Origin of the sequence: Arthrobacter sp. SX1312 (assembly GCF_002929295.1) — a bacterium.
Taxonomy (GTDB): Bacteria; Actinomycetota; Actinomycetes; order Actinomycetales; family Micrococcaceae; genus Arthrobacter_D.
The window spans coordinates 630,480-656,522 of sequence record NZ_PJIM01000003.1; the positions used below are offsets into that span (position 1 = coordinate 630,480).

Genomic DNA, 26,043 nt, shown 5'->3' on the forward strand with positions numbered 1-26,043 from the left:
TACGTCGAAGTAGGTTTACAAGAGGGAACTTTAGCCTCTCGGGCCCGAGGCCTTCCCCAGACTATCGGTTTAGTGAGGAAGGGCACACTTCTATCTCCTGTAGAAATTTGCGCCGGCACCTCGGGAACTGCTAGCGGATCCCGAGGTGCCGTCGGAGCGGGTCAGGCCACCTTGGTGAGCGGCGCGTAGCGCAGGAGCAGCCGCTTCTCGCCGACGTCGAACCGGACCTTGGCCACGGTCTTGTCGCCCGCTCCCTCGACGGACAGCACCGTGCCGTTGCCGAAACTCGTGTGGTTGACGTGGTCGCCGACCGCGACGGACACGACCTCCTTCTGGGGCTGCACGCGCCCGACGCTCCTGGACGGCGCCGGGGTGCCGCCGGAGAACCCGCCGCCGCTCGCGCCCCAGTAGGACCCGCTGAACCGCGGGCCGCCTGCACTGCCGCCGCCGGAGGTCCAGGCCGGCTTCGCCGCGCCCTCGCGCTTCCAGTGGATGAGCTCCTCGGGGATCTCGCTGACGAACTGGCTCGCCGGGTTGTACTGGCTCTGGCCCCACATGCTGCGCACCTCGGAGCGCGTGATGTACAGCCGCTGCCGGGCGCGGGTCAGGCCCACGTAGGCGAGGCGCCGCTCCTCGGCGAGCTCCTTCGGATCGGTGGCAGAGCGCTGGTGCGGGAAGATGCCCTGCTCCATGCCGGTGAGGAACACCACGGGGAACTCGAGACCCTTGGCGGTGTGCAGTGTCATGAGGGTGACCACGCCCTGGCGTCGGGCCTCCTCCACGGCGCGCTGCACGTCCGCGGCCGAGCCCTCCGGGGCATCGGGGATCTGGTCGGCGTCGGCCACGAGGGCCACCTGCTCGAGGAAATCGCCCAGCGTGCCCTCGGGGTTGTCCCGTTCGAACTCGCGGACGACGGCGACGAGCTCGGCCAGGTTCTCCACCCGGGACTCGTCCTGGGGGTCGTTGCTGGTGCGCAGCTGCTCCAGGTAGCCGGTCTGCTCCAGGACGGCCTCGAGGGCCGCCGAGGCGCCCGAACCGCTCGCGACCTCGGCGAGGTCGTCGATGAGCTTCACGAAACCGGTCACCGCGTTGACGGAGCGCGTCGCCATGCCCGGCGCGTGGTCGGCCCGCCGCAGGGCCTCCATGAAGCTGATCCGCTCGCGTTCGCCCAGGGACGCGACGGCGTATTCGGCGCGGTCGCCGATGCCGCGCTTGGGTTCGTTGAGGATGCGGCGCAGGTTGACGACGTCGTCCTGGTTCACGAGGACGCGCAGGTACGCCAGGGCGTCCTTGATCTCCTTGCGCTCGTAGAAGCGGGTCCCGCCGACCACCTTGTAGGGCAGGCCGACGCGCAGCAGGATCTCCTCGACGGACCGTGACTGGGCGTTGGTGCGGTAGAAGATCGCGACGTCACCGGGCCGGATGCCGTCCTCGTCCTGGAGGCGGTCGATCTCCTCGGCGATGAAGCGGGCCTCCTCGTGCTCGTTCTCGCCCACGTAGCCGACGATCTTCTCGCCGCTGCCCTCGGCCGTCCACAGCCGCTTCTCCGGCCGGTCGGGGTTCCGGGAGATGACCGCGTTCGCGGCGGTGAGGATGTTCTGGGTGGAGCGGTAGTTCTGCTCGAGCAGGATGGTGCGGGCGCTCGGGTAGTCGTTCTCGAACTCGACGATGTTCCGCACGTCGGCGCCGCGGAACGCGTAGATGGACTGGTCGGAATCTCCCACGACGGTCAGCTCCGCCGGGTCCTCGGTGGATTCGCCCGGCACGCCGACGATCTCCCGGACCAGGGCGTACTGGGCGTGGTTGGTGTCCTGGTACTCGTCGACGAGGACGTGGCGGAAGCGCCGCCGGTAGTAGTCGGCCACGCCGGGGAAGGCCCGGAACATGTAGACGGTCTGGGCGATCAGGTCGTCGAAGTCCATGGCGTTGGCCTGGCGCATGCGCTGGGCGTAGCCCGTGTAGACCTCGGCGACGGCCTGCTCGAAGGGATCCGACAGGCCGGCGGTCGAGGCGAACGTCTCCTCGTCGATGAGCTCGTTCTTGAGTGCGCTGATCTTGTGCTGGATGGCCTTGGGCGCGAACTTCTTGGGGTCGAGGTCCAGCCCCTTGGCCACGAGCGTGATGAGGCGCAGCGTGTCCGCGGAGTCGTAGATGGAGAAGTTCGAGTTGAGGCCGACGGAGGCGGCCTCGCGGCGGAGGATCCGCACGCAGGAGGAGTGGAACGTGGAGATCCACATCCGCTTCGCGACGTCGCCGATCAGGCCCTCGATGCGTTCCCGCATCTCGGCGGCCGCCTTGTTCGTGAAGGTGATGGCGAGGACCTGCCCCGGGTGCGAGCGGCCGGTGGCCAGCAGGTAGGCGATCCGGTGGCTGAGCACGCGGGTCTTGCCCGAACCGGCGCCGGCGACGATCAGCAGCGGCGCTCCCCCGTGCTTCACGGCTTCCTCCTGCTGGGGGTTCAGCCCGAGCAGGAGTTCCCGGGCACGGTGCTCGTCCACGCCGGCGCGGGAGGGGACGTGCTCCATGGCCGGGTCGGCCGCCTCGGGGGACGCTGCTGTCGCCGCGTCCCGGGCACGCTTCTTCTCGGCGGGCGTGGGCGGGGAGACGTAGGGATCGAAGAGCATGTCCATGGTGCCTCAAGTCTAGGCCGTGCCCCCGACACCCACGGAGTACCGTCCCGGGCACAGGACTGCCCCCGCCGGAGGACCGGCGGGGGCAGGGTCGTAGGGGTGAGGTACTACTTCTCGGCCTGCAGTTCGTCCGTCTCGATCCCGAGGATCGCCAGCTTGCCGCTCTTGCGATCCGCGAGGTACGCACGCATCTCCCGCTTGATGACGGGGAGCAGGAAGTACACGCCGAGCAGGTTGACGAAACCGCAGACGAACAGCGCCGCGTCGGCGAAGCCGATGACCTGGCTGAAGGTCAGCACGGTCCCGGCGACGGTGAAGAACAGGAAGATGACCTTGTAGATGATCTCCGTGGTCTTGCCGCGCCCGAACAGGTACTGCCATGACTTGAGCCCGTAGTAGGACCACGTGATGAGCGTGGAGTAGGCGAAGAGCGACACCGCGATGGCGAGGACCACGGGGAACCAGGGGAACACGGTGGCGAAGGCGTCCGACGTGAGGATGACGCCGTCCGGCGTCCCTTCGCCCGCCTGCACCTGATCGATTCCGGCCTGGAGGCTCGGTGCGCCCGCGATGATGATCGCCAGCGCCGTCATCGTGCAGATGAGCACCGTGTCGACGAGCGGTTCGAAGAGTGCGACGAAGCCCTCGCTGACCGGGCGGCGGGTCTTCACTGCCGAGTGCGCGATCGCGGCGGAGCCGAGCCCTGCCTCGTTGGAGAACGCTGCACGGGTGAACCCGACGATCATGACGCCGAGGATACCGCCGGCGATTCCCTGGGGATTGAACGCGCCTGCGAAGATCGACGCGATGGCAGCGGGAACCTGTCCGAGGTTGACGAGGATGACGAGGAGGCAGGACACCACGTAGACGAGCCCCATCGCCGGCACGAGCCGGCTGGTGGTGGCTCCGATGGACTTGATGCCGCCGAGGATCACCACGGCGACGAGGCCTGCGAGCACGAGGCCGAAGATGAGCGCGGCTCCGGGGCTGCCGAGGAGTCCGTCGGCGCCGCCCGTGACGTTCTGGACCTGGGCGAAGGTCTGGTTCGCCTGGAACATGTTGCCGCCGGCCACACCGAAGATTAGGATGGCCACCGCGAAGATACCGGTCAGGATCTTCGCCGGGATACTTCCGAACTTGCTGAACGCGATGGGCAGATACCGGAAGGGCCCACCACTGACGCTCCCGTCCTCGTGGACCTCGCGGTACTTGACGCCGAGCGTGCACTCGGCGAATTTCGTCGCCATGCCCAGGAGTCCGGCAAGAACCATCCAGAAGGTCGCACCGGGGCCACCGAGTGCCATGGCCGCGCCGACGCCGGCAATGTTTCCCAGCCCGACCGTCCCCGACAACGCCGACGTCAGCGCCTGGAAGTGCGGCACCTCCCCGGGGTCGTCCTTCGACGAGTATCGGCCGCGGACCACTTCGTACCCGACCTTCAGCCCCCGGAACTGGATGAAGCCGAAGTACACCGTGAAGATCACGCCCGCCGCGATGAGCCACAGCACGACGAACGGGAAGCTCACGTCACCGATGGTGATGGGGAAGAACACGATCGTCGAGAAAACCTCGGTGACGGGTTCGAACACCGCGTTGATGGCGGCGTCGATGCTCGCGAGCCAGCCCACCTCCTCGGTCACAGTGGTCATGGGTAGCGCTGTTGTAAAGGACATCCTTATAGGAAAGCGTTCTTCGCGCGTGAGCGCAATCACAGGCTCGGTCCGGCGGGAAAAAGCCACGGGTTGGCAACGCCCTTCACGTGGTGTTCCGGGGATGATCTGCGGAGGCGGATCGTCGCCCATACTTCAGTCATGGCAAGAACCAGGGCTCAGATCGCACGCAAGCATTCCACCGGCGCCTCTGCCGCGCCCGAGGTGCCACGGGCGGACCGGCAACGCTCCAACGGCAGCCTGGTCCTCATCGCCGCCGCCGTGGCCTCCCTCTTCCTCTTCTGGTACTTCCACCTGCTCACGCTCGGGCAGATGACGCAGCTCTCGGGAGGGCTGGCGATGCCCGACATGATGATCGGCGGCTACGACGCCGGGTACGTGGAACGGCTGCGGGGGTCCATGGACGACGACGCCCGCGGCCAGCTGAGCTACCTCCACCGGACGGCCGGCACCCTGTTCCCGCTGATCTTCGCGTTCGCCTGGCTCCTGCTGGTCCAGCTCAACGTCGGACGCCGCTGGCTGCGCTGGCTGCTGTGGTCCCCCGTGATCCTGTTCGTCGTCGTCGACCTGTGGGAGAACATCGCGATCGACGCGGTGCTCGCGGAGGCGAGTCCCGGCGCCGTGGCGCTGGCCTCGACGCTGACGGTGATGCGATGGGTGCTGCTGGGGCTGAGCCTCGTGGCGGGTGCCGCCTCCGTGTTCCTGCCGCGGACACTCCGCGCGGCGGGCGGCAGGGGCGCAGAACCCGGAACGAAGAGCAGGTAAGCTGGGACCGCCGGATCGGGTACACCAGCCGATCCGCGCCTCTGTAGCTCAGTAGGATAGAGCGTCCCTCTCCTAAAGGGAAGGTCGTCGGTTCGATTCCGGCCAGGGGCACCACAGCGGGACGCACGACGGGGAAGGGCCGTGGAGTCCGTCCGCCCGCCGCGCTCCGAGCAGGGAAGGTGGACGTCATGCTTCGTGGCTGAGGCCCCCACGATCACCGTCACCGCCCTGTGCCTGCTCGACGACGACGGCCGCCTGCTGCTCGTCCGGAAGCGCGGGACCACCCTGTTCATGCAGCCCGGCGGCAAACCGGAACCGGGCGAGACGCCGGAGGAGACCGGCGCACGCGAACTGTCCGAGGAACTGGGCCTGAGCGTCGGGCCCGGGGACCTCCGCCTGTTCGGCACCTGGCAAGGGCCGGCCGCGAACGAGGCGGACACCCGGCTGGTCGCCACCGTCTTCCTCTGCCCCCTGACGGCCGAACCGCTCCCGGCGGCCGAGATCGAGGAGATCTCCTGGCTCGACCTCCGCGACGCGGCCGGACGCCCCGACCTCGCTCCCCTGCTGACCGACTACGTCGTCCCCCGACTCCTCGGGGATCGCGGGCCGCGTCGGCGTCAGGGCGTGTGCTGACCCGGCGCCCCTCCCCGGGACGGCACCTGCTGTCGGAGGAGCGTCAACGGAGTCCTGCCCCGCACACCCCGAGCTCCTGCAGGATGTCCTCGACGAGCTGCTCGGGCGTGCGGCTCGCGTCGAGGACGAGGAAGGTCGGGAAGACGCTCAACTGCCGGTACGCGGCATCGAGACCGGTCAGATGCTCGAGGGTCTCGATGTCCAGGGCACGGCGGGCGATCCGGGCATGCGCGAGGTCCGCGGGGACGTCGAGATAGACGACCAGCCCCGGGGTGGGCAGGACCGCGAGGAGGAAGGGGAGCAGCCTGCCAGCCGGCAGTCCCCGGAGGTGCCGGAGCGCGAGCTGGCAGTACAGGTACCGGTCCATGACGACGACCCCGGAACGGGAACCGGCCCGAGCGTGGGCGAGCAGGACGTTGACGCAGCGGATCGACGTCTCCACAGCATCCAGCACGGCCACCGGCGGGCTGATGTTCCGGCGGCTGCACCAGCCGGTGATGCTGCGTCGGCCGGACCGGTTCATGGTGAAGATCGCAGGGCGGTCGGATGCCCTCAGCCGCTCCGCGAGCAGCAGGCCCGCGGTGCTCTTGCCTGCCCCGTCGATGCCGGCGAGAACGATGATCATCGCTCAGTCTAGGCACCCCCGGGGCGGGCAGATGCGTCGGAGCCAGGGGGATCACCCCCAACGGCTGAGGCAGGCTCCTCGCGGCCCCCACCCGACGCCTAGACGCCGCTCAGGGCCTCGGGTTCCTCGTCCACGGCCACGTTCTTCTGGACGGCGAACTGCGTCCGGTGCAGTTCCTCGTACCGACCGCCGACCGCCAGCAGCTCGTCGTGCGTCCCGCGCTCCACGATCGCCCCGTCCTCCACCACGAGGATCAGGTCCGCACTGCGGATCGTCGAGAGCCGGTGCGCGATGACCATGGCGGTCCGCCCCTCGAGCGCCTCGCTCAGGGCCGCCTGGACGGCGGCCTCCGACGTCGAGTCCAGCGCGGCCGTCGCCTCGTCGAGGATCACGACGCGGGGCTGTGCGAGCAGGAGGCGCGCGATGGTCATGCGCTGGCGCTCACCGCCGGACAGCCGGTATCCGCGCTCGCCCACCATGGTGTCGAGCTGGTCGGGCAGGGAGCGGATCAGCGGCTCCAGCCGGGCCCGGCGCACGGCGTCCCACACCTCGTGTTCCGTGGCCTCCGGGCGCGCGAGGCGGAGGTTCGAGAGGATGGTCTCGTGGAACAGGTGGCCGTCCTGGGTCACCATGCCGAGCGTGTGGCGCATCGAGGCGAAGGTGACGTTCCGGACGTCGGCACCGGCCAGGCGCACCGCGCCGCTGTCGACGTCGTACAGCCGCGCCAGGAGCTGCGCGATGGTCGACTTGCCGGCGCCGGAGGTCCCGACGAGCGCGACGGTCTGGCCGGGTTCGATGCGGAAGGACACGCCGTGCAGCACCTCCTCGCCGCCCCGGGTGTCGAGTGTCGAGACCTCCTCGAGGGAGGCGAGGGAGACCTTGTCGGCCGAGGGGTAGGCGAAGCGGACGTCGTCGAACTCGACGGACACGGGGCCGGCGGGGACGGCGGCAGCGTCGGGCACCTCCTGGATCAGCGGTTCGAGGTCCAGCACCTCGAAGACCCGCTCGAAGCTGACGATCGCGCTCATGATCTCGACGCGCGCGTTCGCGAGGCTCGTCAGCGGCGCGTACAGGCGGGTGAGGAGGAGTGCGAGGGTGACGACCTCGCCCGTGTCGAGCTGGCCCGCGAGCGCGAGGGTTCCGCCGAGTCCGTACACCAGGGCGAGCGCCAGCGCGGAGACGAGCATCAGGGCGGTGAAGAAGACGAACTGCAGCATCGCCGTGCGCACCCCGATGTCCCGGACGCGGGCGGCGCGGACGCGGAACTCCTCGGCCTCCTCGTCGGGCCGGCCGAAGAGCTTGACCAGGGTGGCCCCGGGCGCCGAGAAGCGCTCGGTCATCTGGGTGCTCATGGCCGAGTTGTGGTCCGCGGCCTCGCGGCGGAGCGCGGCGAGGCGGCTGCCCATGCGACGGGCCGGCACCAGGAAGACGGGCAGCATGACGACGGCGAGCACGGTCACGAGCCAGGAGGTGCTGAGCATGACGGCGAGGGTGAGGACCAGCGCCACGAGGTTCGTGACCACACCGGACAGCGTGCCGCTGAACGCCTGCTGCGCGCCGATCACGTCATTGTTGAGGCGGCTGACCAGGGCCCCGGTCCGCGTCCGGGTGAAGAAGGCGATGGGCATCTTCTGCACGTGGTTGAACACGGCGGTGCGCAGGTCCAGGATGACTCCCTCGCCGATGCGCGACGAGTACCAGCGGGTGAGCAGGGACACCCCGGCGTCCACGACGGCGACCAGCGCGATGATGGACGCGAGCCATACGATCGTCCGGACCTCGCCGCCGGCGACGATGACGTCGACCACCTGACCGGCCAGGACCGGCGTCGCGACGGCCAGGAACGCCCCGGCCACGGACAGCAGGATGAAGAGCACCAGCTTCCGGCGGTACGGCACCGCGAAGGTCAGGATCCGGCGCACCGTCTCCCGGGAGAAGCCGTGCCTGTTGTCCCTCGCCGTCGAGATCTTGTACAGCGAGCTCCACGCCGCGCCCTCCATGCTCATGGCCGTTCCTTCCGTGGATGCCGGTTCCGGCTCGGGTTCGCGGGTGTTCTCCGGATCCCGCCGTCATGCTGCGGAACAATTAGTGGATGTCCCGGTGTTGATACCAGTAGTGTTTCGACTCCGGCCGCCATCGGGCGAAGCGGATGCACCTAGGGTTCAAGCCGTTCGGGAGCCCTTCTATTTCCGGCGCCCGCCGCCCCCCCACCTCAAGGAAGCATCCCATGAATCACCGCCTGTCCCTGCTCGGTACCGCTGCTGCCCTCACGCTGGCGCTTGCCGGCTGCTCGTCGTCGACCCCCGCCGGCGAATCCTCGGAGTCCGCCGGGGCGACCTCCCTGCAGGAGATCCAGGACGCGGGGGTCCTGACCGTGGGCACCGAGGGCACGTACAAGCCCTTCAGCTACCACGAGGACGGCAGCGGGGAACTCACCGGCTACGACGTCGAGGTCATCACGGCCGTCGCCGAGAAGATGGGCGTGGAGGCGGAGTTCGAGGAGACGCAGTGGGACGCGATCTTCGCGGGTCTCGAGGCGGGCCGGTTCGACGTCATCGCGAACCAGGTCTCCATCACGGACGAGCGCAAGGAGACCTACGACTTCTCCGTGCCGTACACGGTCAGTTCCGGCGTGATCGTCACGCGCGCCGACAACGACGAGATCTCCTCCTTCGAGGACCTCCAGGGCAAGACGACGGCGCAGTCCCTGACGAGCAACTGGAACGAGCTCGCGACCGAGAGCGGCGCGAACGTCGAGCCCGTCGAGGGCTGGGCGCAGTCCGTGACCCTCCTCGAGCAGGGCCGCGTGGACGCCACTATCAACGACGAGCTGACCTACCTGGACTACCAGAACACCACCGGGAACGAGGGCATCAAGATCGCGGCCACCACCGACGAGTCCTCCCAGAGCGCCGTCGCCGTCCGCAAGGGCAGCCCCGAGCTGGTGGATGCCATCGACACCGCACTCGAGGAGCTGCGCGCCGACGGGACCCTCGCGGAGATCTCCGGGAAGTACTTCGGCTCCGACGTCAGCCAGTGATTCCGGCACCACGGTCTCCGCGGCGGGCCGCACCGGCCCGGGGCGCTGACTGATGGACTGGGAGCTGCTACGCACGTCCTTCTGGCCCTTGCTCTCCGGGGGCCTGACGGGGACCATCCCGCTCTCGCTGGCGTCCTTCGCGATCGGACTCGCCCTCGCCCTCGTCGTCGCGCTCATGCGCATCAGCGGCCAGCCCGTCCTGTCCGGGATCGCCCGCTTCTACGTGTCGGTCATCCGGGGCACCCCGCTGCTGGTGCAGCTGTTCGTGATCTTCTACGGGCTGCCGTCCATCGGCCTGACCATCGATCCGTGGCCGAGCGCGGTCATCGCGTTCTCCCTCAACGTCGCGGGGTATGCCGCCGAGATCCTGCGCGCCGCCATCCTGTCCGTACCCAAGGGCCAGTGGGAGGCGGGCCACACCATCGGGATGTCCCGCACGCTCACCCTGCGGCGGGTCATCCTGCCGCAGGCGGCGCGCGTCTCCGTTCCACCGCTGTCCAACACGTTCATCAGCCTCGTCAAGGACACCTCCCTGGCGTCGCTGATCCTCGTGACGGAGCTCTTCCGCGAGGCGGAGCAGATCGCCGCCTTCTCCCAGCAGTTCATGCTGGTCTACCTCGAGGCCGCCGCGATCTACTGGGTGTTCTGCCTCGTCCTGTCCAGCGGCCAGTCCGTGCTCGAGAAGCGATTGGATCGATATGTTGCCCGCTGATCCCCTACGTCCGCCCGCCGCGGAGGGCCCCCTGCTGCAGGTCACGGACCTGCAGAAGTCCTTCGGGACCAACCGGGTGCTCTCCTCGATCGACCTGCAGATCGACAGCGGGCAGGTCGTGGCCCTCGTGGGCCCGTCCGGATCGGGCAAGACCACCGTGCTGCGCTGCCTGAACGGGCTGGAGACGCCCGACGCCGGCGTGGTCGCCTTCCGCGGAGGTCCGTCGGTTGATTTCGGGGCGAAGGTCCTGAAGAAGGAGGCCCTGTCGCTGCGCGACCGCAGCGCCATGGTCTTCCAGAACTACAACCTGTTCCCGCACATGACCGTGCTGGAGAACATCATCGAGGGCCCCGTGCAGGTGCAGAAACGGCCTCGGAAGGAGGCGGTCGCGGACGCGGAGCGGCTGCTCGCGCGCGTGGGCCTCGCGGAGAAGCGGGACGACCACCCCTTCAACCTGTCCGGCGGGCAGCAGCAGCGTGTCGGGATCGTGCGGGCGCTGGCGCTGCAGCCGGATCTGCTCCTGTTCGACGAGCCGACGTCGGCCCTGGACCCCGAACTGGTCGGCGAGGTGCTCGCCGTCATCAAGGAACTCGCCGAGGAGAAGTGGACCATGGTGATCGTGACCCATGAGCTGGCCTTCGCCCGCGAGGTCGCGGACGAGGTCGTCTTCATGGACGGCGGGGTCGTCGTCGAGCACGGGCATCCCGACCAGGTGCTGCGCCGTCCCCGCGAGGAGCGCACGCGCCGCTTCGTGCAGCGCCTGCTCAACCCCTTCTAGGCGAGCGCCTGGCAGTCGGCTGCCCGAGCGCCGGTTGCCCGGCCGGCTGCCCGGCCGGCTGCCCGGTGGGGCCGGTCAGGCCGCGATGCGCTCCGGGTGCGAGTAGCAGTTCAGCGTGGTGCCGCGGCTGAAGCCCACGAGCGTCAGCCCGGCGTCGTCCGCGAGGTCCGCCGCCAGCGACGACGGCGCGCTCACGGCCGCGAGGACCGGGATGCCCGCGAGCTGCGCCTTCTGCACGAGTTCGAAGGACGCCCGTCCGGAGACCTGCAGGATCATCCCGCGCAGCGGCAGCATGCCCTCGCGCAGGGCCCAGCCCACCACCTTGTCGACGGCGTTGTGCCGTCCCACGTCCTCCCGGAGGCACAGCAGCTCCCCTTCGGCGGAGAAGAGCCCCGCAGCGTGCACACCGCCCGTGCGGTCGAACAGCTTCTGGCTCTCGCGCAGGCGGTCCGGCAGGGAGGCCAGGATCCCGAGGTCCACGGGCGACGCGTCGGTGTGCAGGTCGAACCGCGAGGACTTCCGGACCGCGTCGATGGACGCCGTGCCGCAGATCCCGCACGAGCTCGAGGTGTAGACGTGGCGCTCCATGGCCGTGTCCGGCAGTTCGACACCGGGCCGGAGCTGGGCCTCCACCACGTTGAAGGTCTGCTGCCCGTTGTCGTCCACGCCCGCGCAGTACCGCAGGCTCGGCAGCTGGCCCGGCTCCCAGACCACACCCTCCGAGACGAGGAAGCCCGCCACGAGGTCGAAGTCATCGCCCGGCGTGCGCATCGTCACGGTGAAGGCCCTCCCGTCGAGGCGGATCTCCAGCGGCTCCTCCCCCGCGAGCACGTCCTCGCGACGGCCCGTCTGCGCTCCCACCCGGAACTTGGTGATGCGGCGGCGCTGCGTGACCCGGTTCATTCGGACTCCTTACCTCGGCCCCGGACGAGGTCAGTCGACCCCGGGCACTATCTGGTGTGTCGGCTTCGACACAGAAACGTGGACGCCGTTGGGCTACGTCCGTGGACCCGCGGGTGGTGACCACGGCAGCGACAGGGCCTGCACCGCATCGCCGGCCCCGCAGCCCTCCGCGGGGACCACCATCACGCCGTCGGCTGCGGCGAGCCCACGGAGCATCCCGGAACGCTGGTGCGTACTCGGCACGGCCTGCCCGGACTCCATCCGGTAGGGCACCAGGCGGCTCCTCCCCGGCAGGGGTTCGAAGGCGTCGGCCGTCACCACCGGTGACGGCTCGTCCAGGGACGAACCGCGCAGGCCCGCGAGCAGGGGCCCGGCAACCGTGATCATCGCCATCATCGCGGCCAGCGGGTTGCCGGGGAGCCCCACGAGGAAGCGCCCGTCGGGTAGCCGTGCGAGCAGCGTCGGGTGCCCGGGCCGCATGGCGATGCCGTCGATGATCATCTCCGCCCCGACCTCCATGAGTGCCCGGCGGATGTGGTCGGCCATGGAGCTGCCGGTCCCGCCCGTCGTGATGAGTACGTCGCCGGACGCCCGGGCGAGGGAGAACTCGTCGGTGGGTTCGGCGCTGATGGCCGCCACGACGTCGTCGAGGTCGTCCTTCGCACGGCCCGACACGTCGACGTGCCCGCCCAGCATCGCGACGAAGCCGGGCAGCTGGGGACCGAAGGTGTCACGCACCTGGCCCGCGTGCGGCAGCCCGTGCTCGATCACCTCGTCACCGGTCATCAGCAGCGACACGCGCGGTGCCCGCAGGACGGCGAGCGTGTCATGGCCACAGACCGCCGCGAGGGCGATCTGGGCGGGGTTGAGGACGACGCCGGCGGGGATCGCCAGGGAGCCCTCCTCCGCCTCCTCACCGGCGGGCCTGACATGCTCGCCGGGCGACGGCTCGTCGGGGCGCGCGGACCCGTTGCGGTTCAGCGTGCCCCCGCGGACCGCGCCGTGCTCGGTGCGGAGGATGCCGACGGCGTTCTGGGGCACCACACCGCCCGTGAGGATGAAGGTCGCCTCGCCAGGCGCGAGCGAGACCTCCCCGGAATCGCTGTGCGGGGTCGCCCTGCCCCGCGGGTGGTCCTCCGGTTCGGGGCGGCTCACGAGCGTCCACGGCGGTTCGCCGTTGACCGCCCAGCCGTCCATCGCGGACGACGCATAGTGGGGGATGGACTGCAGGGCGTGTACCGGCTCCGCGAGGGTCTGCCCGAGCGCGTCGGCGAGGGGCACGGTCTGGAACGGCAGGGGGCGCCCGGCACCGTAGGCCAGGGTACGGGCCGTCGCCCAGTCGACATTCGTTGCTGCGCCGCCCTCGATCATGCGGTGCCGCCTTCCGCCGCGGCCTCCGCGCACAGGGCGTCGGCGACCCCCAGGGCCGAGCGCATGGCCACGTCCTCGTCGGCCTGCCCGCTGCCGACGGCGAGACCGGCGGCGTAGCCCACCACGAACGTCGTCAGGGGCGCGGCAGGGCGCACCACGCCGTGGGCCGCCTTGCCGGCCAGGCCGAGGACGGCGTCGATGTCCACATCCGTCCCGTCGATCTCGAAGGCGGCGAGCAGCCGTTCGGTCCATTCGTGCAGCAGCTTCTGGCGATCGTCCATGAGCCCTCCGGGAGGTTCTAGGGGACGTCGACTCCCAGTACCCTCGCATCAGCCCAGGTGTCGACGTCGTGCGTTGTGCCCGGCGGAACCGGGACAGGTCTGGTCCTCACACTAGCAAGGAGGCTGCGCATCGACAGGTTGTCGGCTGTCCCGGTAGCGAGGATCGCGTCCACGGCGGCCGCCAGATCGTCGCTCCGGTAGAGCGCCGCGAGCGGCTGGGCGCGGCCCCCGTCCACGGCCACGAGCGATGCGTCCTCGTCGGCGGCGGCCTCGGCGAGCAGCACGTCGACGAGCTCGGCGACGCGCGGCATGTCACAGGCGACGACGGCGCACCAGGGCGCCCGTCGGCGGCCCGCCCCCGTCCGGAACCCGGCCACGAGGGCGGCTGCGGGTCCGGTGAAGGCCGGCTCCTCACGCACGAACGACGGCGCACCCGGCATCGCGCGCCCGCCGTCGGCCCGGGGGTCGGGCCCCACGACCACCATCTGCCCGGCGTCGGCGAGCGCGGCGCACGTCCGCTCCAGCAGGGTCACTCCCTCCACGACCAGCCCGGCTTTCGGGACACCGCCGAGGCGGGAGGACCGCCCCCCGGCGAGGATCACGGCGTCGAACCGAGGGCGGTCCCCTCCGGTCCTCACGCGGCGGTCTCCGTGAGGAACTCGCTCCACTGCGGCGCGGGCCTCTCCAGTTCGCGGATCTGCCACTGGGCTCCGCGGGGCGGGCGCGGGACGACCCTCAGGGTCCAGCCGAGGCTGGCGAGGGTCTTGTTCCCCTTGGCGTTGTTGCATCTCAGGCAGCAGGCCACGAGGTTCTCCCAGGTGTCGCCGCCGCCCCTCGACCTCGGCATCACGTGGTCGATGGTGGACGCCGCCTTCCCGCAGTAAGCGCACAGGTGGTTGTCACGGCGCAGTACTCCTCGCCTCGTCGCCGCGAAGTCCTGGCGATAGGGGACCTTCACGTATCTGTTGAGCAGGATCACCGAGGGCCTTCCGAAGACGTCCGCAGGACCGACCACCGGGTCGTCGTCCTCTGCCACGACGCTCGCCTTCCCCGTCAGGACAAGGACCAGCGCCCGGCGGAAGGTGACGACCGCCAGCGGTTCATATCCTGCATTCAGAACGAGAGTGCGCATGCGCCTTGCCCCATTGCTGACCTGGTCCCGCAACCGGTTGCTGTCCCGGGCATCGGGAGAAGTGCTTCGGATGGACACTGCAAGGGTAAGCCGCACCCGGCCGTCCGCGGAACGCCGGGCCGGCGATGTGCGGGCTCCTGCTTCTGCTAACTCCGGTGGGAGCCGAACGGCAGGAGGACCGGCACGTGTGCCGGTCCTCCTGCATCCACAGCCGTTCGGGTCAGCCGCCCACGCGGATGTACACGCCGCCGGAGCCGAGCTCGGCCGGAGCGATGACCGTGGTGTTGCCGTTGAATCCGCCGTGGACGGCCTGGCCGCCGCCGATGTACACCGCGATGTGGGCCTTGCCCATGCCGCCGTCGGCGTAGTAGATCAGGTCACCGGGGATGGCCTCGCCGGCACTCACCGTGCGGCCGAGGGACAGGTACCCGGCCGGCCAGCCGTGGAAGTTGATCCCGGCCGCAGCGAGGGAGTTGCTTGCGAGGCGCGTGCAGTCCTGCATGACGCCGAGCTGGCCCTTGGCCGCGGCGGCGATGGTCGCTGCCACACCGGAGGAGGGTGCGGGCGCCGGAGCCGGTGCCGGTGCCGGTGCGGGTGCGGGCGCCGGAGCACCCGCCGCCGCGCGTGTCTCCGCGACGGGCGCGGCCGGCGCTTCGATCGGGGCTGCCACAGCGGGAGCCATGACGGCAGCAGGTGCTGCGACAGCAGGCGCCACGGCCACGGGGGCTTCGACAACCGGCGCCTCAGCGACGGGAGCCTCGACGACGGGAGCCTCGACAGGAGCCTTCTCGACGACGGGGGCCTTCTCGACGACGACCGGCTTGGCCTTCACCTTGACCGGGGTCATGGCGAAGGACACGACGGTCTTGTCCGAGGCGACGACGGGCGCGCGGGAGGAGGTCAGGGCCACGGTGGACGCCCGGACCTCACGCTGGGGCTGGAGGTCCGCCGCGTTGGCAGCGACCCCGCTGGTCAGGACGAGCCCGGAGGCCGCCGCGAAGACAGCCGCCTGTCGGCCTATCCCGCCCGCCTGGGTGGACACGGTCCGTGCGAGGACGGCGAAGGCCGCAGCGTTGCCGGCGTCGTCGCGGTGGCGGGCGGGGGCAGGGCGGAAGGACATGAGTGATGACATGAGGGTGTTCTCCGAGTGTGGGGGGCTAGCGGACGCGGACGAAGCCGGCGCCGGGAAGGTCTGAGAGGTTGTGCAGGCCGGTGTTCATGCCGTTGAGGCCGCCACTGACGACCTGGCCGTTCCCGACGTAGATCGCGACATGGCCGCCCGTGATCACGAGGTCACCGGGAGCGGGCGATCCGACGACGGCGCCGAACTGGAAGAACTGGCCGGGAGCGAGGTCGCCCACGGACTTGCCGACCGAGCGCAGGGCCTTCTCGACCATAGCGGTGCAGTCCTGCGCGACGCCGATCTGCGAGTACGCCGAACCGACCAGGCCGGCGGCGACGCCGGAGGACGGGGCGGGAGCCGGCCTCCGGGCGGCGGGCACCGCAGCGACGGGGGCCGGCGCGCCCACGGCAGCGGGAGCGACGGCAGCGGGGGCTGCGACGACGGGAGCGACGGCAGCCGGGGCAGCGGGGGCCGGTGCGACCACGGCAACGGGGGCGACGGCGGCGGTCGGTGCCACCACGGGAGCAGCCTCGACCGGGGCGACGGCGGCAGCGGGCGGGGCCGGGACAGCGACCGGCGGAACCTCCACGGGAGCCTCCTCGATGGCCGGGGCCTCGACGGGGGCTGCCTCGACGGGCTTCGGGGCGGCCTCCACCTCGACGGCGACGCGGTCGAAGGACACCGTCGCCGTGGCCGGCACGGTGACCGCGGCCGTCACCACACGATCGATGCTCAGGGTCGCGGAGGACTGCACCTCGCGCTCTGCCCCTGCGGTCCCGTGGGCCGGCAGACCGGCGGTGAGGACGAGGCCTGACGCTGCGACGATGACGGCGGCCTGGCGACCGACGGATCCGGCATTGGATGCGACGGCGGCGGACAGACCGGTCAGCGGACTGATGTTCCGGGGCGCGCGGTGGCGGCCCGGCGAAGAGCTGATGGACACGTTGGAGACCTCTCCCAACGCCTGCGAGGTGAGCTGTCGGATTCGGATGGGAGTCACCCGGCCGCTGCGTGAACAGCGACTTAACCCCGAGGATCTCTTCTCAGAGACCCAGAATTGGTTCCCCCGCCTCTGCCATGCGATGGTGCGGACGAACCTCCGGCAATGGCAGAGCTAGGCGATTTGCAGGAGGGTGCTGGATCCAGAGCGAGCCCGGCACATTTCGAACGCTACAACACACCACGAGATATGTCACATTCCGATCACGGAACGGTGTGTTTCTGGTGACGAAGGTCCCGTGAGGCGGTCAGTCCCCGACGGAGACGAAGACGTGCGAGGCGACCTCGGGCGGCAGTTCGAGGGCACCTTCGACACCGGGGACGCGCACGGAGACGTACCCTCCCACCGATTCGAGACTGAGCCGTGCGCCCGGGCGCAGCCCGCCCTCGTCGAGCTGGGTGAGGAGTTCGGGGTCCACCTGGATGGGTTCGGCGAGGCGCGCGAGCGTGACCACGCTGCCGGGCGTGTAGGTGGCCATCGCGGACAGCAGCGTGACCACGCCGTCCGTGAACAGCTCCGATTCCACGCCGCCGATGGCCGCCAGGCCGGGGATCGGGTTGCCGTAGGGAGAGTCCGAGGGCTTGCCGAGGAGCTCGTACAGTCGGCGCTCCACGCGCTCGCTCATGACGTGCTCCCAGCGGCACGCCTCGTCGTGCACGTACGCCCAGTCGAGTCCGATCACGTCGCTCAGGAGGCGCTCCGCGAGACGGTGCTTCCTCATCACGCCGGTGGCGCGGCGCCGGCCGGTCTCGGTGAGCTCGAGGTGCCTGTCACCGGAGACGACCACGAGGCCGTCGCGTTCCATCCGGCCGATGGTCTGGGACACGGTGGGGCCGGAGTGGCGCAGCCGCTCGGCGATGCGCGCACGGAGCGCGACGATGTTCTCTTCCTCGAGCTCAAGGATGGTCCGCAGGTACATCTCGGTGGTGTCGATGAGGTCCGTCATGCGGTTCAGCTCCTTGGTGCGGTGCGGGTGCGCGGCTGGACTGCCTCACGCCGGTGAGGGGTGCGGCCATCGGCCCGGTTCCGCCCCACGCCTCCCAAGGTTAACGCATGGCATCACGGGCCCGGCAATCCTGGGGCCGGCCGTGCCCGGGCTGCCGGAGCGTCCTCCCCGGGGGCGTTAACAAATGGAGGGCCATCGGCCGCTGGGGCAGAATTGAGGTCTGCACCCCCGTCCCAGAGTTGGAGCCCCCTTGAGCGAATCATCCCGCATCCCCGCACACCTCCTCCCCTCGGACGGCCGCTTCGGTGCAGGTCCGTCGAAGGTCCGGAGCGGTCAGGTCGACGCCCTCGTCGCGGCCGGCACCTCCCTCCTGGGGACCTCCCACCGCCAGGCCCCGGTCCGCGACCTCGTGGGGCGCGTCCGCGAAGGGCTCCGCGCCTTCTTCGCCGCCCCCGACGGGTACGAGGTGGTCCTCGGTGTGGGCGGCTCGACGGCCTTCTGGGACGTCGCCACGTTCGGGCTCGTCGACCGGAAGGCCCAGCACCTCTCCTTCGGGGAGTTCGGTTCCAAGTTCGCGTCCGCCACGAACAAGGCACCGTTCCTCGACGCCTCCAGCGTCCTCACGAGTGAGCCGGGCACCCGGCCGGAGGCGACGGCGGAGGCCGGCGTCGATGTCTATGCCTGGCCGCAGAACGAGACCTCCACCGGCGTTGCAGCACCCGTCCGGCGGGTCGAGGGCGCCGACGACGGAGCCCTCGTCGTCGTCGATGCCACCTCCGCAGCGGGCGGGCTCGACGTCGACGTCTCCCAGGCGGACGTCTACTACTTCGCGCCGCAGAAGAACTTCGCCTCGGACGGCGGCCTGTGGCTCGGCCTGTTCTCCCCCGCCGCGCTGGAGCGCGCGGCGGGCATCGCCGCCGGTGACCGCTGGATCCCGGATTTCCTCGACCTGCAGACGGCTATCGACAACTCGCGCCTCAACCAGACCTACAACACGCCGTCGCTCTCGACGCTCGTGACGCTGGAGGCCCAGGTGCAGTGGCTCAATGCGCAGGGTGGCCTGCCCTTCGCGGCGGCCCGGACGGCGGACTCGGCGGGGCGGCTGTACCGCTGGGCGGAAGCCTCCCCCGTGGCGCGCCCCTACGTGACCCGTCCCGAGGACCGCTCGAACGTGATCGTCACGGTGGACTTCGACGAGGCGGTGGACGCGGCCCGGATCGCCGCCATCCTGCGCGCCAACGGGGTCGTCGACGTCGAGCCGTACCGGAAGCTGGGGCGCAACCAGCTCCGCGTGGCCACCTTCGTGGCCATCGAGCCCGACGACGTCTCGGCCCTCATCGGCTGCATCGACCACGTGGTCGAGAACCTCCTGTAGGTCCGTACATCCGGGGATCCGGTCCGCCGCGCCGACCCCCGCAGGCGGGCCTGCTCCGCGGTGCCCCCCCCTACGGCGTGGGGTCGGACGCTCCGGCCTCGTGGTCGATGCGCAGGCGCCTCGGCGCCGAGCGGTCGTAGCGCAGCCGCACGTCGTGGTAACGCCATGCCCAGAAGATTCCCGCCCCGGCGGCGATCAGCCCGGACGCCGCCGCGACACCGAGGCTCCACCGCGGGCCGAACATGTCCGAGACCCACCCCACAACCGGCGCTCCGAGCGGCGTCCCCCCGAGGAAGATGGCGAAGTACAGGGCCATGACGCGCCCGCGCATGGCCGGCTCCGTGGTGGTCTGCACGTAGGCGTTGGCGCTGGTCATGAGCGTGAGTGCGAACAGGCCCACGGGCACGAGCGCCAGCCCGAAGAGCCACAGGGTGGGGGCCAGGGCGGCCAGCGCGCACGCGATCCCGAAGGCCGCCGAGGCGCCGAAGATGAATCGCAGGCGCGGCCTGTCGCGCCGCGCGGAGAGCAGCGCGCCCGCGACGGAGCCCACCGCCATCACCGAGGACAGCACGCCGAAGACCCCTGCGCCCTGGCCGAACTCGGTGCGCGCCATCGCGGCGATGAACACCGCGAAGTTCAGTCCGAAAGTGCCGACGATGAAGATCGCGAGCATCACGATCATGAGGTCCGGCCGGTGCCGCACGTAGCGGAAGCCCGCCCTGATGCGCCCCTTGCCCGGCACCGACCGCGGTTGCGCGTTCAGTTCCGAGCTGCGCATCGCCAGCAGCACGTAGACCATCGCACCGAACGTCAGCGCGTTGATCATGAACACCCAGCCGGGCCCTACGCCCGCGGTCAGCAGTCCCGCGATGGCGGGACCGACGAGGCGTGCCCCGTTGAAGGAGGCGCTGTTGAGCGCCACGGCGTTGGGGAGGTAGTCGTCGCGCACGAGGTCGGACACGAACGCCTGCCGGGCGGGGGCGTCGAAGGCCGAGACGACGCCGAGCGCGAGGGCGAAGGCGTAGACGTGCCAGAGGGCGGCGACGTCCAGGAGGACCATCAGTCCGAGGCCGACGCCCAGCAGCGCCATGGCCACCTGCGTGGTGACGAGGAGCTTCCGCCGGTCGACGGTGTCCGCGATGAGGCCCGCCCACGGGGCGATGACGAGTTGGGGCCCCAGCTGCAGGGCCATGACGATGCCGAGCGCCGACGCGTTCTCCTCGGTCAGGATGTCGTAGACCAGCCAGTCCTGCGCGGTCCGCTGCATCCACGTGCCGATGTTGGAGACCAGCGCCCCGATGAACCAGAGCCTGTAGTTGTGGATACCGAGGGACCGGAAGGTGCTCACGCCCCTCCCCTTCCGCTCCGGCACCACACGTGGATCACTCGGCGTCGGGCCGTCCCGCGGCGGAGGCCTCCGGATCGTCCTCGCCGGCCACCGGGGTCCCGCCCGTATCGGCGGTGACGGCAGTGCCGGCAGTGACAGCCGCATCGGCGGTGCCGGACCCGTCGGCAGCACCTGTTCCGTCGGTCGCCCCGGAGCCTGCAGCAGCATCCGACGGCGACGCCTCGTCCTGCGGCGAGTCCTCGGGACGCACACGCTGGGACCAGGGCAGCCACTCGGGTGCCAGCAGGGCGGCCGGGGAGGGCAGCAGCCCCACCTCGCAGACCGTCACGTCCTTGCTCCGCGCCACGCGGGCCACGCTCGCGTACCACTGCCATCCGCCGTATCCGGGCACGAAGGCCTCGAACCGGTGGGTGACCAGGCGCTCTCCCTCGATCACGGCCGACACATGGCGTCCCACCTGCGCCTCGGGGGCGATCTCCAGCACTCCCTGACGCGCCCGCTCCACGGCGGCTTCGAGTACGGAGTCGGTCTTCGGGATGCGGCGGGTCACCCGGGGCTTGCGCGCGGCCTCGGCGACGGCGGGTACGTCGGTGCCCTCGGCGGTCGCTTCGATGTCGGTCGACGGCGCGCCGTCGACGGCGTCCAGGTTGCTCGGGGTCATGATCGAAGCCTACGCGTCGAGGTCGTCGGCAACCGCGCGCAGGACCGCCGCGACCTTCGCCGCGTGCGCCTTCTCCGGGTAGCGCCCCTTGCGGAGACCGTTGGAGACGCCGTCGAGCAGCTTGATGAGATCCTCCGTGATGACGGCCATGTCGTCGGCGCTCTTCCGGGTTGCCCTGGCCACGGAGGGAGGCTGCTCGAGGATACGCGCGGAGAGGGCCTGGGGGCCGCGACGCCCGTCGGCGACGCCGAACTCCAGCTTCGTGCCCACTTTGACCTCGGTCACGCCCGCCGGCAGGGCCGAGGCGTGCAGGAACACTTCCTTGCCGTCGTCCGTGGCCAGGAATCCGAATCCCTTGTCCGCGTCGAACCACTTCACTTTGCCGATGGGCACGTCGTCTACCTCTTCTTGGCTGTACCGGGCGGTGTCACCGGCGGCCCTGGCCCGGTCCACGCAGGCCGCCTGGCACCCAGGCGGACTGCTGCCGCCGGGAAGTCTGTGTCTCCTAGGGTATAGCGTCGTGAGCGGCCCGCCGCGGTTCTTGTAGTCTGGGACGGCTATGACCCCTGACGAACCGGCCACGAACCCCACCTCCGACCATCCCGGCGACGCAGCGGTGCCGGGCGGTGCACCCGGACGGTCGTCGCGGAGCCGGTTCCTGGTGATGGTCCTCGCGGTGGCCTTCGCCGGCGTCGGCCTGGTGTCCCTGGCAGCCATCCTGATGACGGCCTTCCTGCAGGGCACGGTATGGCCCGGCTTCGTGCTGGCCAGCTACTTCTGCCTCCCGATCGCGTTCCTCCTGATGGTCTCGCTGCTCGTCCGGTCCGTCATCTCCCGCCGGAACTCCTGAGACCACGACCGATCCGAGCGCTGCACGCCGTACGACGGGCGTCGCAAGGCGCGCACCTGACCACGCGCCGTGTCAGCGGCGCCGGGTAATCTTGGGGTGATGTCCGCAATCCGAGCACTGGCCGAGCAGCTGGCCCTCCGGAGCGATGACGACCTGCGCCGCCTCCTCACCGTCCGGCCCGACCTCATCCTTCCCCCGGTGCCGGACTTCGCCGCGCTCGCCGCCCGGGCGTCCTCGCGCACGAGCCTGCAGCGGGCACTGGACAACATCACGCGGCCCCAGCTCCAGGTCCTCGAGGCCCTCGTGGTCCTCACCGAGGACGACGGCGCCGCGGTGCCGTCCGCCCGTCTCGCCGCCGCCCTGTCGCAGGGAAGCACCGACGCCGTCGAGGCGTTCCTCGACGACCTCGCCCGGCGCGCCCTCGTCGTCGGGTCCGCGGCGGAGGGCTTCCTGCCCGTCGGAGCGATGGCCGACGCCGTGGCGCCCTACCCGGCGGGCCTCGGCCGCTCCTTCCGGACCCTCGCCCGCTCCATCCCGCGGTTCGGTCCCGCGCTCGTCCGCGCCGCCGCGGTCCTCGCCCCGGACTCCGGGCACGAGGCGGGAACGTCGGCCGCCGCCGCGCGGGTGCTGGATGGGGTGACTGCGGACCCGGAGGCCTGGGACCGGCTCATGGCCGGTGCCCCCGAAGGCGTGGAGGCCCTGCTCGCCCGCCTCCGTGACACCCCGGTCGGTTCGACGGCGACCGGAGGTGCCGGCGGTGCCCCGCCGGCCGTGCAGTGGCTCCTGGACCGCTGCCTGCTGGCACCGCTGGACGCCCTCCACGTCGAGCTCCCCCGCGGCGTCGGCAGGGCCGTCCGCGGCCACGCCGTCTTCGCGTCCCTCGATCGGGACCCGCCGTCCACCGATGCGCGGACCACCCGGGCGACGCTGCGTGACAACGCGGCATTCGGCGCGATCGCGGAAACCCTGCGACAGGTGGGATCCCTGCTCGCGGTCGTCGCCGGCTCCCCCGTATCCACCCTCCGCTCCGGCGGCGTGGGCGTGCGCGAGCTCCGGCGCGTCCGCGAGGCAGTGCACTGCAGCGACGGCGAGGCCGCCTGGCTGCTCGAACTCGCGGCCGCCGTCGGACTCCTCGTCCTCGATCCGGACGACTCCCGCTGGAAGACCGCCCAGCCCGATGCCTGGGAGACGCTGGACCGGGACGCCCAGTGGCAGCTGCTCGTCGAGGGATGGCTCGCCGTGGACCGCGCCCCGGCGCTCGTCGGATCGAAGCTGCCGGACGGCACGTCCGTCAACGCCCTCGCCGCGGAGGCGTCCCGGCCCGACGCCCCGATGGTGCGCCGGCGGCTCCTGTCCGTCGCCCTCGAACTGTCGGACACCCCCGCGGACGCGCCCGGCACGGTCGGGTCCGGAGCGGCCGGCACCGTCCGCGTCCTGACCGAGCAGGCCGTCGTCGGGCTCGCCACCTGGCACCAGCCGCGCCTGCACCGGCGCTTCTCCCGGCTCGTCCCCGGCATGCTGACGGAGGCTGCCGCGCTCGGGCTGACGGGCGGCGGCGCGCTCTCCGGGCCCGGCAGGCTCGTCGCCGAGGGCCGCTTCGGGGACGCCGCCCTCGGTGTGCGGGACGCCCTGCCGGCTCCTGTCTCCCATGTGGTGCTGCAGGCCGATCTCACCGCCGTCGCCCCCGGGTACCTGCAGCCCGCGGTCGCGCGCGGCCTCCTGCGCATGTCCACCCCCGAGGGTCAGGGACCGGCCACGACCTACCGTTTCTCCGCCGACTCCCTCCGTACCGCGCTCGACGCCGGGGAGGACGCCCCCTCCATCCTCGACTTCCTCCGCACGCACTCAGCCACGGAGATCCCGCAGGCCCTGACGTATCTCGTCGAGGACACCGCGTCCCGGTACGGCGGTCTCCGGGTGGGCCGGGCCGGCAGCTACCTGCGCACGGAGGACGACGCCGTCGCCGCCGCAGTCCTGGCGGACCCGCGCGCCGCGGTGCTCGGCATCGTGCAGATCGCACCGACCGTGCTGGTGTCCCCCGCCTCCGCCCAGGAGCTGACCGGTCTCCTGCGCGACCTCGGTTTCGCCCCGGCGTCGGACCCCGTGACCGCCGTCGGACCCACGCCCGCCGGGCCGGTCGAACCGTCCTCACCCGGCAGGGCGCCGGACCAGCTCCGGTCGCGGCTCAACCCGTGGTCCGTCGCCGAGGAGGAGATCACGGCGCAGCTGGCCGCCCTCCGCACCCCGGGCCCCGCCACCGCCGATCCGGCGGGGGCCGCCGACAGCGAGACGCTGCTCGGGCTGGAGACGCTCCGCGCGGCCATCCGCTCACGCAGCAGGATCCGCCTCGGCACCGCGGACAGCGAGGGGAATCACGTGCGCCAGGTCCTTGTTCCCCTCTCGGTGTCGGGAGGCCGCCTGCGGGTGTTCGATCCCGAGAACCAGGTGGAGAAAGTCGTGTCCGTACACCGCGTCATGGACGTGGAGATCCTCGAAGGGAGCGCCGCCGATGGTTGACGGGCCGCTGATCGTCCAGAGCGACAAGACCATCCTGCTCGAGGTGGACCACGAGCAGGCCACCGAGGCGCGCCACGCGATCGCCGCGTTCGCCGAACTCGAGCGTGCGCCCGAGCACGTGCACAGCTACCGGCTCACGCCCCTCGGGCTGTGGAACGCCCGCGCCGCCGGACTCGACGCCGAGCACGTCCTCGACACCCTCCTGACGTACTCCCGCTTCCCGGTGCCGCATGCCCTCCTGATCGACATCGAGGACACGATGTCCCGCTACGGGCGCCTCCGGCTCGAGAAGGACCCGCAGCACGGCCTCGTGCTGCGCACCACGGACTATCCCGTCCTCGAGGAGGTCCTGCACGCGAAGAAGATCCAGCCCCTCCTCGGGCCCAGGATCGACGGCGAGACCGTCGTCGTGCACTCCTCCCAGCGCGGGCAGCTGAAGCAGCTGCTGCTGAAGCTCGGGTGGCCGGCGGAGGACTTCGCGGGCTATGTGGACGGGACACCGCACCCGATCGTGCTCGACGAGGACGGCTGGACGCTGCGCCCGTACCAGAAGCTCGCGGTCGAGAACTTCTGGTCGGGCGGCTCGGGTGTCGTCGTCCTGCCGTGCGGCGCGGGGAAGACCCTCGTGGGCGCCGCCGCCATGGCCACGAGCCAGACCACCACACTGATCCTCGTCACCAACACGGTGTCCGCGCGGCAGTGGAAGGACGAGCTGCTCAAGCGGACATCCCTGACGGAGGACGAGATCGGGGAGTACTCCGGGGCGGTGAAGCAGGTCCGCCCGGTGACGATCGCGACGTACCAGGTCCTCACGATGAAGCGCGGCGGCCTGTACCCGCACCTCGAGCTGCTCGACGCCAACGACTGGGGCCTGATCGTGTACGACGAGGTGCACCTCCTCCCGGCGCCGATCTTCAAGATGACCGCGGACCTGCAGGCCCGCCGGCGGCTCGGCCTCACCGCGACGCTCGTCCGGGAGGACGGCCGCGAGGGCGAGGTCTTCTCGCTCATCGGGCCGAAGCGCTACGACGCGCCCTGGAAGGACATCGAGGCGCAGGGGTACATCGCCCCCGCGGACTGCGTGGAGGTGCGCGTCGACCTGCCGCGGGACGAGCGGGTCGCCTACGCGATGGCCGACGACGGCGACAAGTACCGCCTGTGCGCGACGTCGGACACCAAGTCCGACGTGGTGGAGAAGCTCGTCGCGGCGCACCGGGGTGAGCAGCTGCTCGTCATCGGCCAGTACATCGACCAGCTCGACGACCTCGCGGCGCGCCTCGACGCCCCCGTGATCAAGGGCGAGACCCCCGTGAAGGAGCGGCAGCGGCTCTTCGACGCCTTCCGGGCCGGGGAGATCACCGTGCTCGTGGTGTCGAAGGTGGCGAACTTCTCCATCGACCTCCCGGAGGCGTCCGTCGCGGTCCAGGTGTCCGGCTCGTTCGGGTCACGCCAGGAGGAGGCCCAGCGCCTCGGACGGCTGCTGCGCCCGAAGGCGGACGGGCGGGCGGCCCGGTTCTACACCGTCGTGGCCCGTGACACCCTCGATCAGGACTTCGCGGCGAAGCGCCAGCGCTTCCTGGCCGAACAGGGCTATGCGTACCGTATCCTCGACGCGGCGGCCATCGGGGACAAGGGACCCAGGGACTGACCAGCAGGCGTACAGGAGCAGTCCAGCCAACTCAC

General features: G+C 70.9%; 24 protein-coding genes, 1 tRNA gene and 1 riboswitch. Of the genes, 10 read left to right on the forward strand and 15 right to left on the reverse strand.

What is annotated here, in order from left to right; all coding sequences use genetic code 11:
- Nucleotides 1–161: 161 nt before the first annotated feature.
- Both pcrA and CXQ92_RS16065 read right to left on the reverse strand, forming a co-directional pair.
- Nucleotides 162–2,630 carry a DNA helicase PcrA gene (pcrA, locus tag CXQ92_RS16060; RefSeq protein WP_104168732.1) on the reverse strand — a complete coding sequence of 823 codons (2,469 nt, stop codon included), beginning with the start codon at nucleotides 2,628–2,630 and terminating at the stop codon, nucleotides 162–164.
- A 107-nt stretch (nucleotides 2,631–2,737) separates the two neighbouring features.
- A complete protein-coding gene (locus CXQ92_RS16065; RefSeq protein ID WP_258069999.1) occupies nucleotides 2,738–4,279 on the reverse strand; it encodes a sodium:alanine symporter family protein in 1,542 nt (513 codons plus the stop codon).
- Nucleotides 4,280–4,441: 162 nt separating this feature from the next.
- Here CXQ92_RS16065 and CXQ92_RS16070 point away from each other — a divergent pair, with 162 nt between their 5' ends.
- From CXQ92_RS16070 to CXQ92_RS16080, 3 genes are all read left to right on the forward strand, one after another.
- Nucleotides 4,442–5,065 (forward strand): hypothetical protein, encoded by a 624-nt coding sequence (locus CXQ92_RS16070; protein WP_104168734.1) that lies wholly within the window; start codon nucleotides 4,442–4,444, stop codon nucleotides 5,063–5,065.
- A 37-nt stretch (nucleotides 5,066–5,102) separates the two neighbouring features.
- A tRNA-Arg gene (locus tag CXQ92_RS16075) sits at nucleotides 5,103–5,179 on the forward strand.
- Between the two features lie 81 nt (nucleotides 5,180–5,260).
- Nucleotides 5,261–5,698: an NUDIX domain-containing protein gene (locus CXQ92_RS16080; RefSeq protein WP_104168845.1), complete on the forward strand. Its 438-nt coding sequence runs from the start codon at nucleotides 5,261–5,263 to the stop codon at nucleotides 5,696–5,698.
- A 43-nt stretch (nucleotides 5,699–5,741) separates the two neighbouring features.
- Here the strand turns inward: CXQ92_RS16080 and CXQ92_RS16085 are convergent, their stop codons facing one another.
- Both CXQ92_RS16085 and CXQ92_RS16090 read right to left on the reverse strand, forming a co-directional pair.
- On the reverse strand, nucleotides 5,742–6,323 hold the full coding sequence (locus CXQ92_RS16085; protein ID WP_104168735.1) for a dTMP kinase: 582 nt from the start codon (nucleotides 6,321–6,323) through the stop codon (nucleotides 5,742–5,744).
- A 98-nt stretch (nucleotides 6,324–6,421) separates the two neighbouring features.
- Nucleotides 6,422–8,329: an ABC transporter ATP-binding protein gene (locus tag CXQ92_RS16090; RefSeq protein WP_104168736.1), complete on the reverse strand. Its 1,908-nt coding sequence runs from the start codon at nucleotides 8,327–8,329 to the stop codon at nucleotides 6,422–6,424.
- A 221-nt stretch (nucleotides 8,330–8,550) separates the two neighbouring features.
- On the opposite strand from CXQ92_RS16090, the gene CXQ92_RS16095 reads away from it, so the two are divergent.
- From CXQ92_RS16095 to CXQ92_RS16105, 3 genes are read left to right on the forward strand one after another with little or no spacing between them, the layout of a single operon-like run.
- Nucleotides 8,551–9,363: an amino acid ABC transporter substrate-binding protein gene (locus tag CXQ92_RS16095; RefSeq protein ID WP_104168737.1), complete on the forward strand. Its 813-nt coding sequence runs from the start codon at nucleotides 8,551–8,553 to the stop codon at nucleotides 9,361–9,363.
- Nucleotides 9,364–9,415: 52 nt separating this feature from the next.
- Nucleotides 9,416–10,075, forward strand: coding sequence for an amino acid ABC transporter permease (locus tag CXQ92_RS16100; protein ID WP_104168738.1), 660 nt, complete (start codon nucleotides 9,416–9,418; stop codon nucleotides 10,073–10,075).
- Nucleotides 10,062–10,853 (forward strand): amino acid ABC transporter ATP-binding protein, encoded by a 792-nt coding sequence (locus CXQ92_RS16105; RefSeq protein ID WP_104168739.1) that lies wholly within the window; start codon nucleotides 10,062–10,064, stop codon nucleotides 10,851–10,853. The genes CXQ92_RS16100 and CXQ92_RS16105 overlap by 14 nt, the downstream gene beginning before the upstream one ends.
- A gap of 75 nt (nucleotides 10,854–10,928) precedes the next feature.
- On the opposite strand, the gene fdhD is transcribed toward CXQ92_RS16105, so the two are convergent.
- The 8 genes from fdhD to CXQ92_RS16145 form a co-directional block, all read right to left on the reverse strand.
- Entirely contained in the window at nucleotides 10,929–11,756 is an 828-nt protein-coding gene (fdhD, locus tag CXQ92_RS16110; RefSeq protein WP_104168740.1) for a formate dehydrogenase accessory sulfurtransferase FdhD, read from the reverse strand.
- Nucleotides 11,757–11,849: 93 nt separating this feature from the next.
- Nucleotides 11,850–13,127, reverse strand: a complete 1,278-nt coding sequence (locus tag CXQ92_RS16115; RefSeq protein ID WP_104168741.1) for a molybdopterin molybdotransferase MoeA — start codon at nucleotides 13,125–13,127, stop codon at nucleotides 11,850–11,852.
- A complete protein-coding gene (locus tag CXQ92_RS16120) occupies nucleotides 13,124–13,408 on the reverse strand; it encodes a DUF6457 domain-containing protein (RefSeq protein ID WP_104168742.1) in 285 nt (94 codons plus the stop codon). The genes CXQ92_RS16115 and CXQ92_RS16120 overlap by 4 nt, the downstream gene beginning before the upstream one ends.
- A gap of 17 nt (nucleotides 13,409–13,425) precedes the next feature.
- A complete protein-coding gene (locus tag CXQ92_RS16125; RefSeq protein WP_104168743.1) occupies nucleotides 13,426–14,046 on the reverse strand; it encodes a molybdenum cofactor guanylyltransferase in 621 nt (206 codons plus the stop codon).
- The gene (locus CXQ92_RS16130; RefSeq protein WP_104168744.1) at nucleotides 14,043–14,540 is read right to left on the reverse strand and encodes an HNH endonuclease; all 498 of its coding nucleotides are present in this window, start codon (nucleotides 14,538–14,540) and stop codon (nucleotides 14,043–14,045) included. Before CXQ92_RS16130 ends, CXQ92_RS16125 begins: the two co-directional genes overlap by 4 nt.
- 220 nt (nucleotides 14,541–14,760) lie before the next feature.
- Nucleotides 14,761–15,672, reverse strand: coding sequence for a C40 family peptidase (locus CXQ92_RS16135; RefSeq protein ID WP_258070000.1), 912 nt, complete (start codon nucleotides 15,670–15,672; stop codon nucleotides 14,761–14,763).
- A 25-nt stretch (nucleotides 15,673–15,697) separates the two neighbouring features.
- A complete protein-coding gene (locus CXQ92_RS16140; RefSeq protein WP_104168746.1) occupies nucleotides 15,698–16,606 on the reverse strand; it encodes an NlpC/P60 family protein in 909 nt (302 codons plus the stop codon).
- A 4-nt stretch (nucleotides 16,607–16,610) separates the two neighbouring features.
- A riboswitch (cyclic di-AMP (ydaO/yuaA leader) is annotated at nucleotides 16,611–16,794 on the reverse strand.
- Between the two features lie 116 nt (nucleotides 16,795–16,910).
- On the reverse strand, nucleotides 16,911–17,609 hold the full coding sequence (locus CXQ92_RS16145; RefSeq protein ID WP_104168747.1) for a metal-dependent transcriptional regulator: 699 nt from the start codon (nucleotides 17,607–17,609) through the stop codon (nucleotides 16,911–16,913).
- 250 nt (nucleotides 17,610–17,859) lie between these two features.
- Between CXQ92_RS16145 and serC the strand changes: the two genes are divergently transcribed.
- Nucleotides 17,860–18,984: a phosphoserine transaminase gene (gene serC / locus CXQ92_RS16150; protein WP_104168748.1), complete on the forward strand. Its 1,125-nt coding sequence runs from the start codon at nucleotides 17,860–17,862 to the stop codon at nucleotides 18,982–18,984.
- Nucleotides 18,985–19,054: 70 nt separating this feature from the next.
- Here serC and CXQ92_RS16155 read toward each other — a convergent pair whose 3' ends face one another.
- The 3 genes from CXQ92_RS16155 to CXQ92_RS16165 are packed head-to-tail and all read right to left on the reverse strand — an operon-like array spanning nucleotide 19,055 to nucleotide 21,386.
- A complete protein-coding gene (locus tag CXQ92_RS16155; protein WP_258070001.1) occupies nucleotides 19,055–20,332 on the reverse strand; it encodes an MFS transporter in 1,278 nt (425 codons plus the stop codon).
- Nucleotides 20,333–20,366: 34 nt separating this feature from the next.
- The gene (locus CXQ92_RS16160; RefSeq protein WP_104168750.1) at nucleotides 20,367–20,993 is read right to left on the reverse strand and encodes a DUF3027 domain-containing protein; all 627 of its coding nucleotides are present in this window, start codon (nucleotides 20,991–20,993) and stop codon (nucleotides 20,367–20,369) included.
- A gap of 9 nt (nucleotides 20,994–21,002) precedes the next feature.
- On the reverse strand, nucleotides 21,003–21,386 hold the full coding sequence (locus tag CXQ92_RS16165; protein WP_104168751.1) for a cold-shock protein: 384 nt from the start codon (nucleotides 21,384–21,386) through the stop codon (nucleotides 21,003–21,005).
- Between the two features lie 166 nt (nucleotides 21,387–21,552).
- Here CXQ92_RS16165 and CXQ92_RS16170 point away from each other — a divergent pair, with 166 nt between their 5' ends.
- The 3 genes from CXQ92_RS16170 to CXQ92_RS16180 all read left to right on the forward strand — a co-directional run bounded on the left by CXQ92_RS16170 (nucleotide 21,553) and on the right by CXQ92_RS16180 (nucleotide 26,008).
- The gene (locus CXQ92_RS16170) at nucleotides 21,553–21,843 is read left to right on the forward strand and encodes a hypothetical protein (protein WP_104168752.1); all 291 of its coding nucleotides are present in this window, start codon (nucleotides 21,553–21,555) and stop codon (nucleotides 21,841–21,843) included.
- A gap of 99 nt (nucleotides 21,844–21,942) precedes the next feature.
- Nucleotides 21,943–24,360: a helicase-associated domain-containing protein gene (locus CXQ92_RS16175; RefSeq protein ID WP_104168753.1), complete on the forward strand. Its 2,418-nt coding sequence runs from the start codon at nucleotides 21,943–21,945 to the stop codon at nucleotides 24,358–24,360.
- A complete protein-coding gene (locus tag CXQ92_RS16180; protein ID WP_104168754.1) occupies nucleotides 24,353–26,008 on the forward strand; it encodes a DNA repair helicase XPB in 1,656 nt (551 codons plus the stop codon). Before CXQ92_RS16175 ends, CXQ92_RS16180 begins: the two co-directional genes overlap by 8 nt.
- Nucleotides 26,009–26,043 lie beyond the last annotated feature (35 nt).

What these genes read in the sequence shown, in the direction of transcription:
- CXQ92_RS16175 (WP_104168753.1), top strand. Translation starts at nt 21,943, where the DNA reads ATGTCCGCAATCCGAGCACTGGCCGAGCAGCTGGCCCTCCGGAGCGAT.
- CXQ92_RS16065 (WP_258069999.1), bottom strand. Translation starts at nt 4,279, where the DNA reads ATGACCACTGTGACCGAGGAGGTGGGCTGGCTCGCGAGCATCGACGCC.
- fdhD (WP_104168740.1), bottom strand. Translation starts at nt 11,756, where the DNA reads ATGAACCGGGTCACGCAGCGCCGCCGCATCACCAAGTTCCGGGTGGGA.
- CXQ92_RS16115 (WP_104168741.1), bottom strand. Translation starts at nt 13,127, where the DNA reads ATGATCGAGGGCGGCGCAGCAACGAATGTCGACTGGGCGACGGCCCGT.
- CXQ92_RS16090 (WP_104168736.1), bottom strand. Translation starts at nt 8,329, where the DNA reads ATGAGCATGGAGGGCGCGGCGTGGAGCTCGCTGTACAAGATCTCGACG.
- CXQ92_RS16160 (WP_104168750.1), bottom strand. Translation starts at nt 20,993, where the DNA reads ATGACCCCGAGCAACCTGGACGCCGTCGACGGCGCGCCGTCGACCGAC.
- CXQ92_RS16170 (WP_104168752.1), top strand. Translation starts at nt 21,553, where the DNA reads ATGACCCCTGACGAACCGGCCACGAACCCCACCTCCGACCATCCCGGC.
- CXQ92_RS16085 (WP_104168735.1), bottom strand. Translation starts at nt 6,323, where the DNA reads ATGATCATCGTTCTCGCCGGCATCGACGGGGCAGGCAAGAGCACCGCG.
- CXQ92_RS16135 (WP_258070000.1), bottom strand. Translation starts at nt 15,672, where the DNA reads ATGTCATCACTCATGTCCTTCCGCCCTGCCCCCGCCCGCCACCGCGAC.
- CXQ92_RS16095 (WP_104168737.1), top strand. Translation starts at nt 8,551, where the DNA reads ATGAATCACCGCCTGTCCCTGCTCGGTACCGCTGCTGCCCTCACGCTG.
- CXQ92_RS16180 (WP_104168754.1), top strand. Translation starts at nt 24,353, where the DNA reads ATGGTTGACGGGCCGCTGATCGTCCAGAGCGACAAGACCATCCTGCTC.
- CXQ92_RS16100 (WP_104168738.1), top strand. Translation starts at nt 9,416, where the DNA reads ATGGACTGGGAGCTGCTACGCACGTCCTTCTGGCCCTTGCTCTCCGGG.
- CXQ92_RS16130 (WP_104168744.1), bottom strand. Translation starts at nt 14,540, where the DNA reads ATGCGCACTCTCGTTCTGAATGCAGGATATGAACCGCTGGCGGTCGTC.
- CXQ92_RS16120 (WP_104168742.1), bottom strand. Translation starts at nt 13,408, where the DNA reads ATGGACGATCGCCAGAAGCTGCTGCACGAATGGACCGAACGGCTGCTC.
- CXQ92_RS16145 (WP_104168747.1), bottom strand. Translation starts at nt 17,609, where the DNA reads ATGACGGACCTCATCGACACCACCGAGATGTACCTGCGGACCATCCTT.
- pcrA (WP_104168732.1), bottom strand. Translation starts at nt 2,630, where the DNA reads ATGGACATGCTCTTCGATCCCTACGTCTCCCCGCCCACGCCCGCCGAG.
- CXQ92_RS16070 (WP_104168734.1), top strand. Translation starts at nt 4,442, where the DNA reads ATGGCAAGAACCAGGGCTCAGATCGCACGCAAGCATTCCACCGGCGCC.
- CXQ92_RS16105 (WP_104168739.1), top strand. Translation starts at nt 10,062, where the DNA reads ATGTTGCCCGCTGATCCCCTACGTCCGCCCGCCGCGGAGGGCCCCCTG.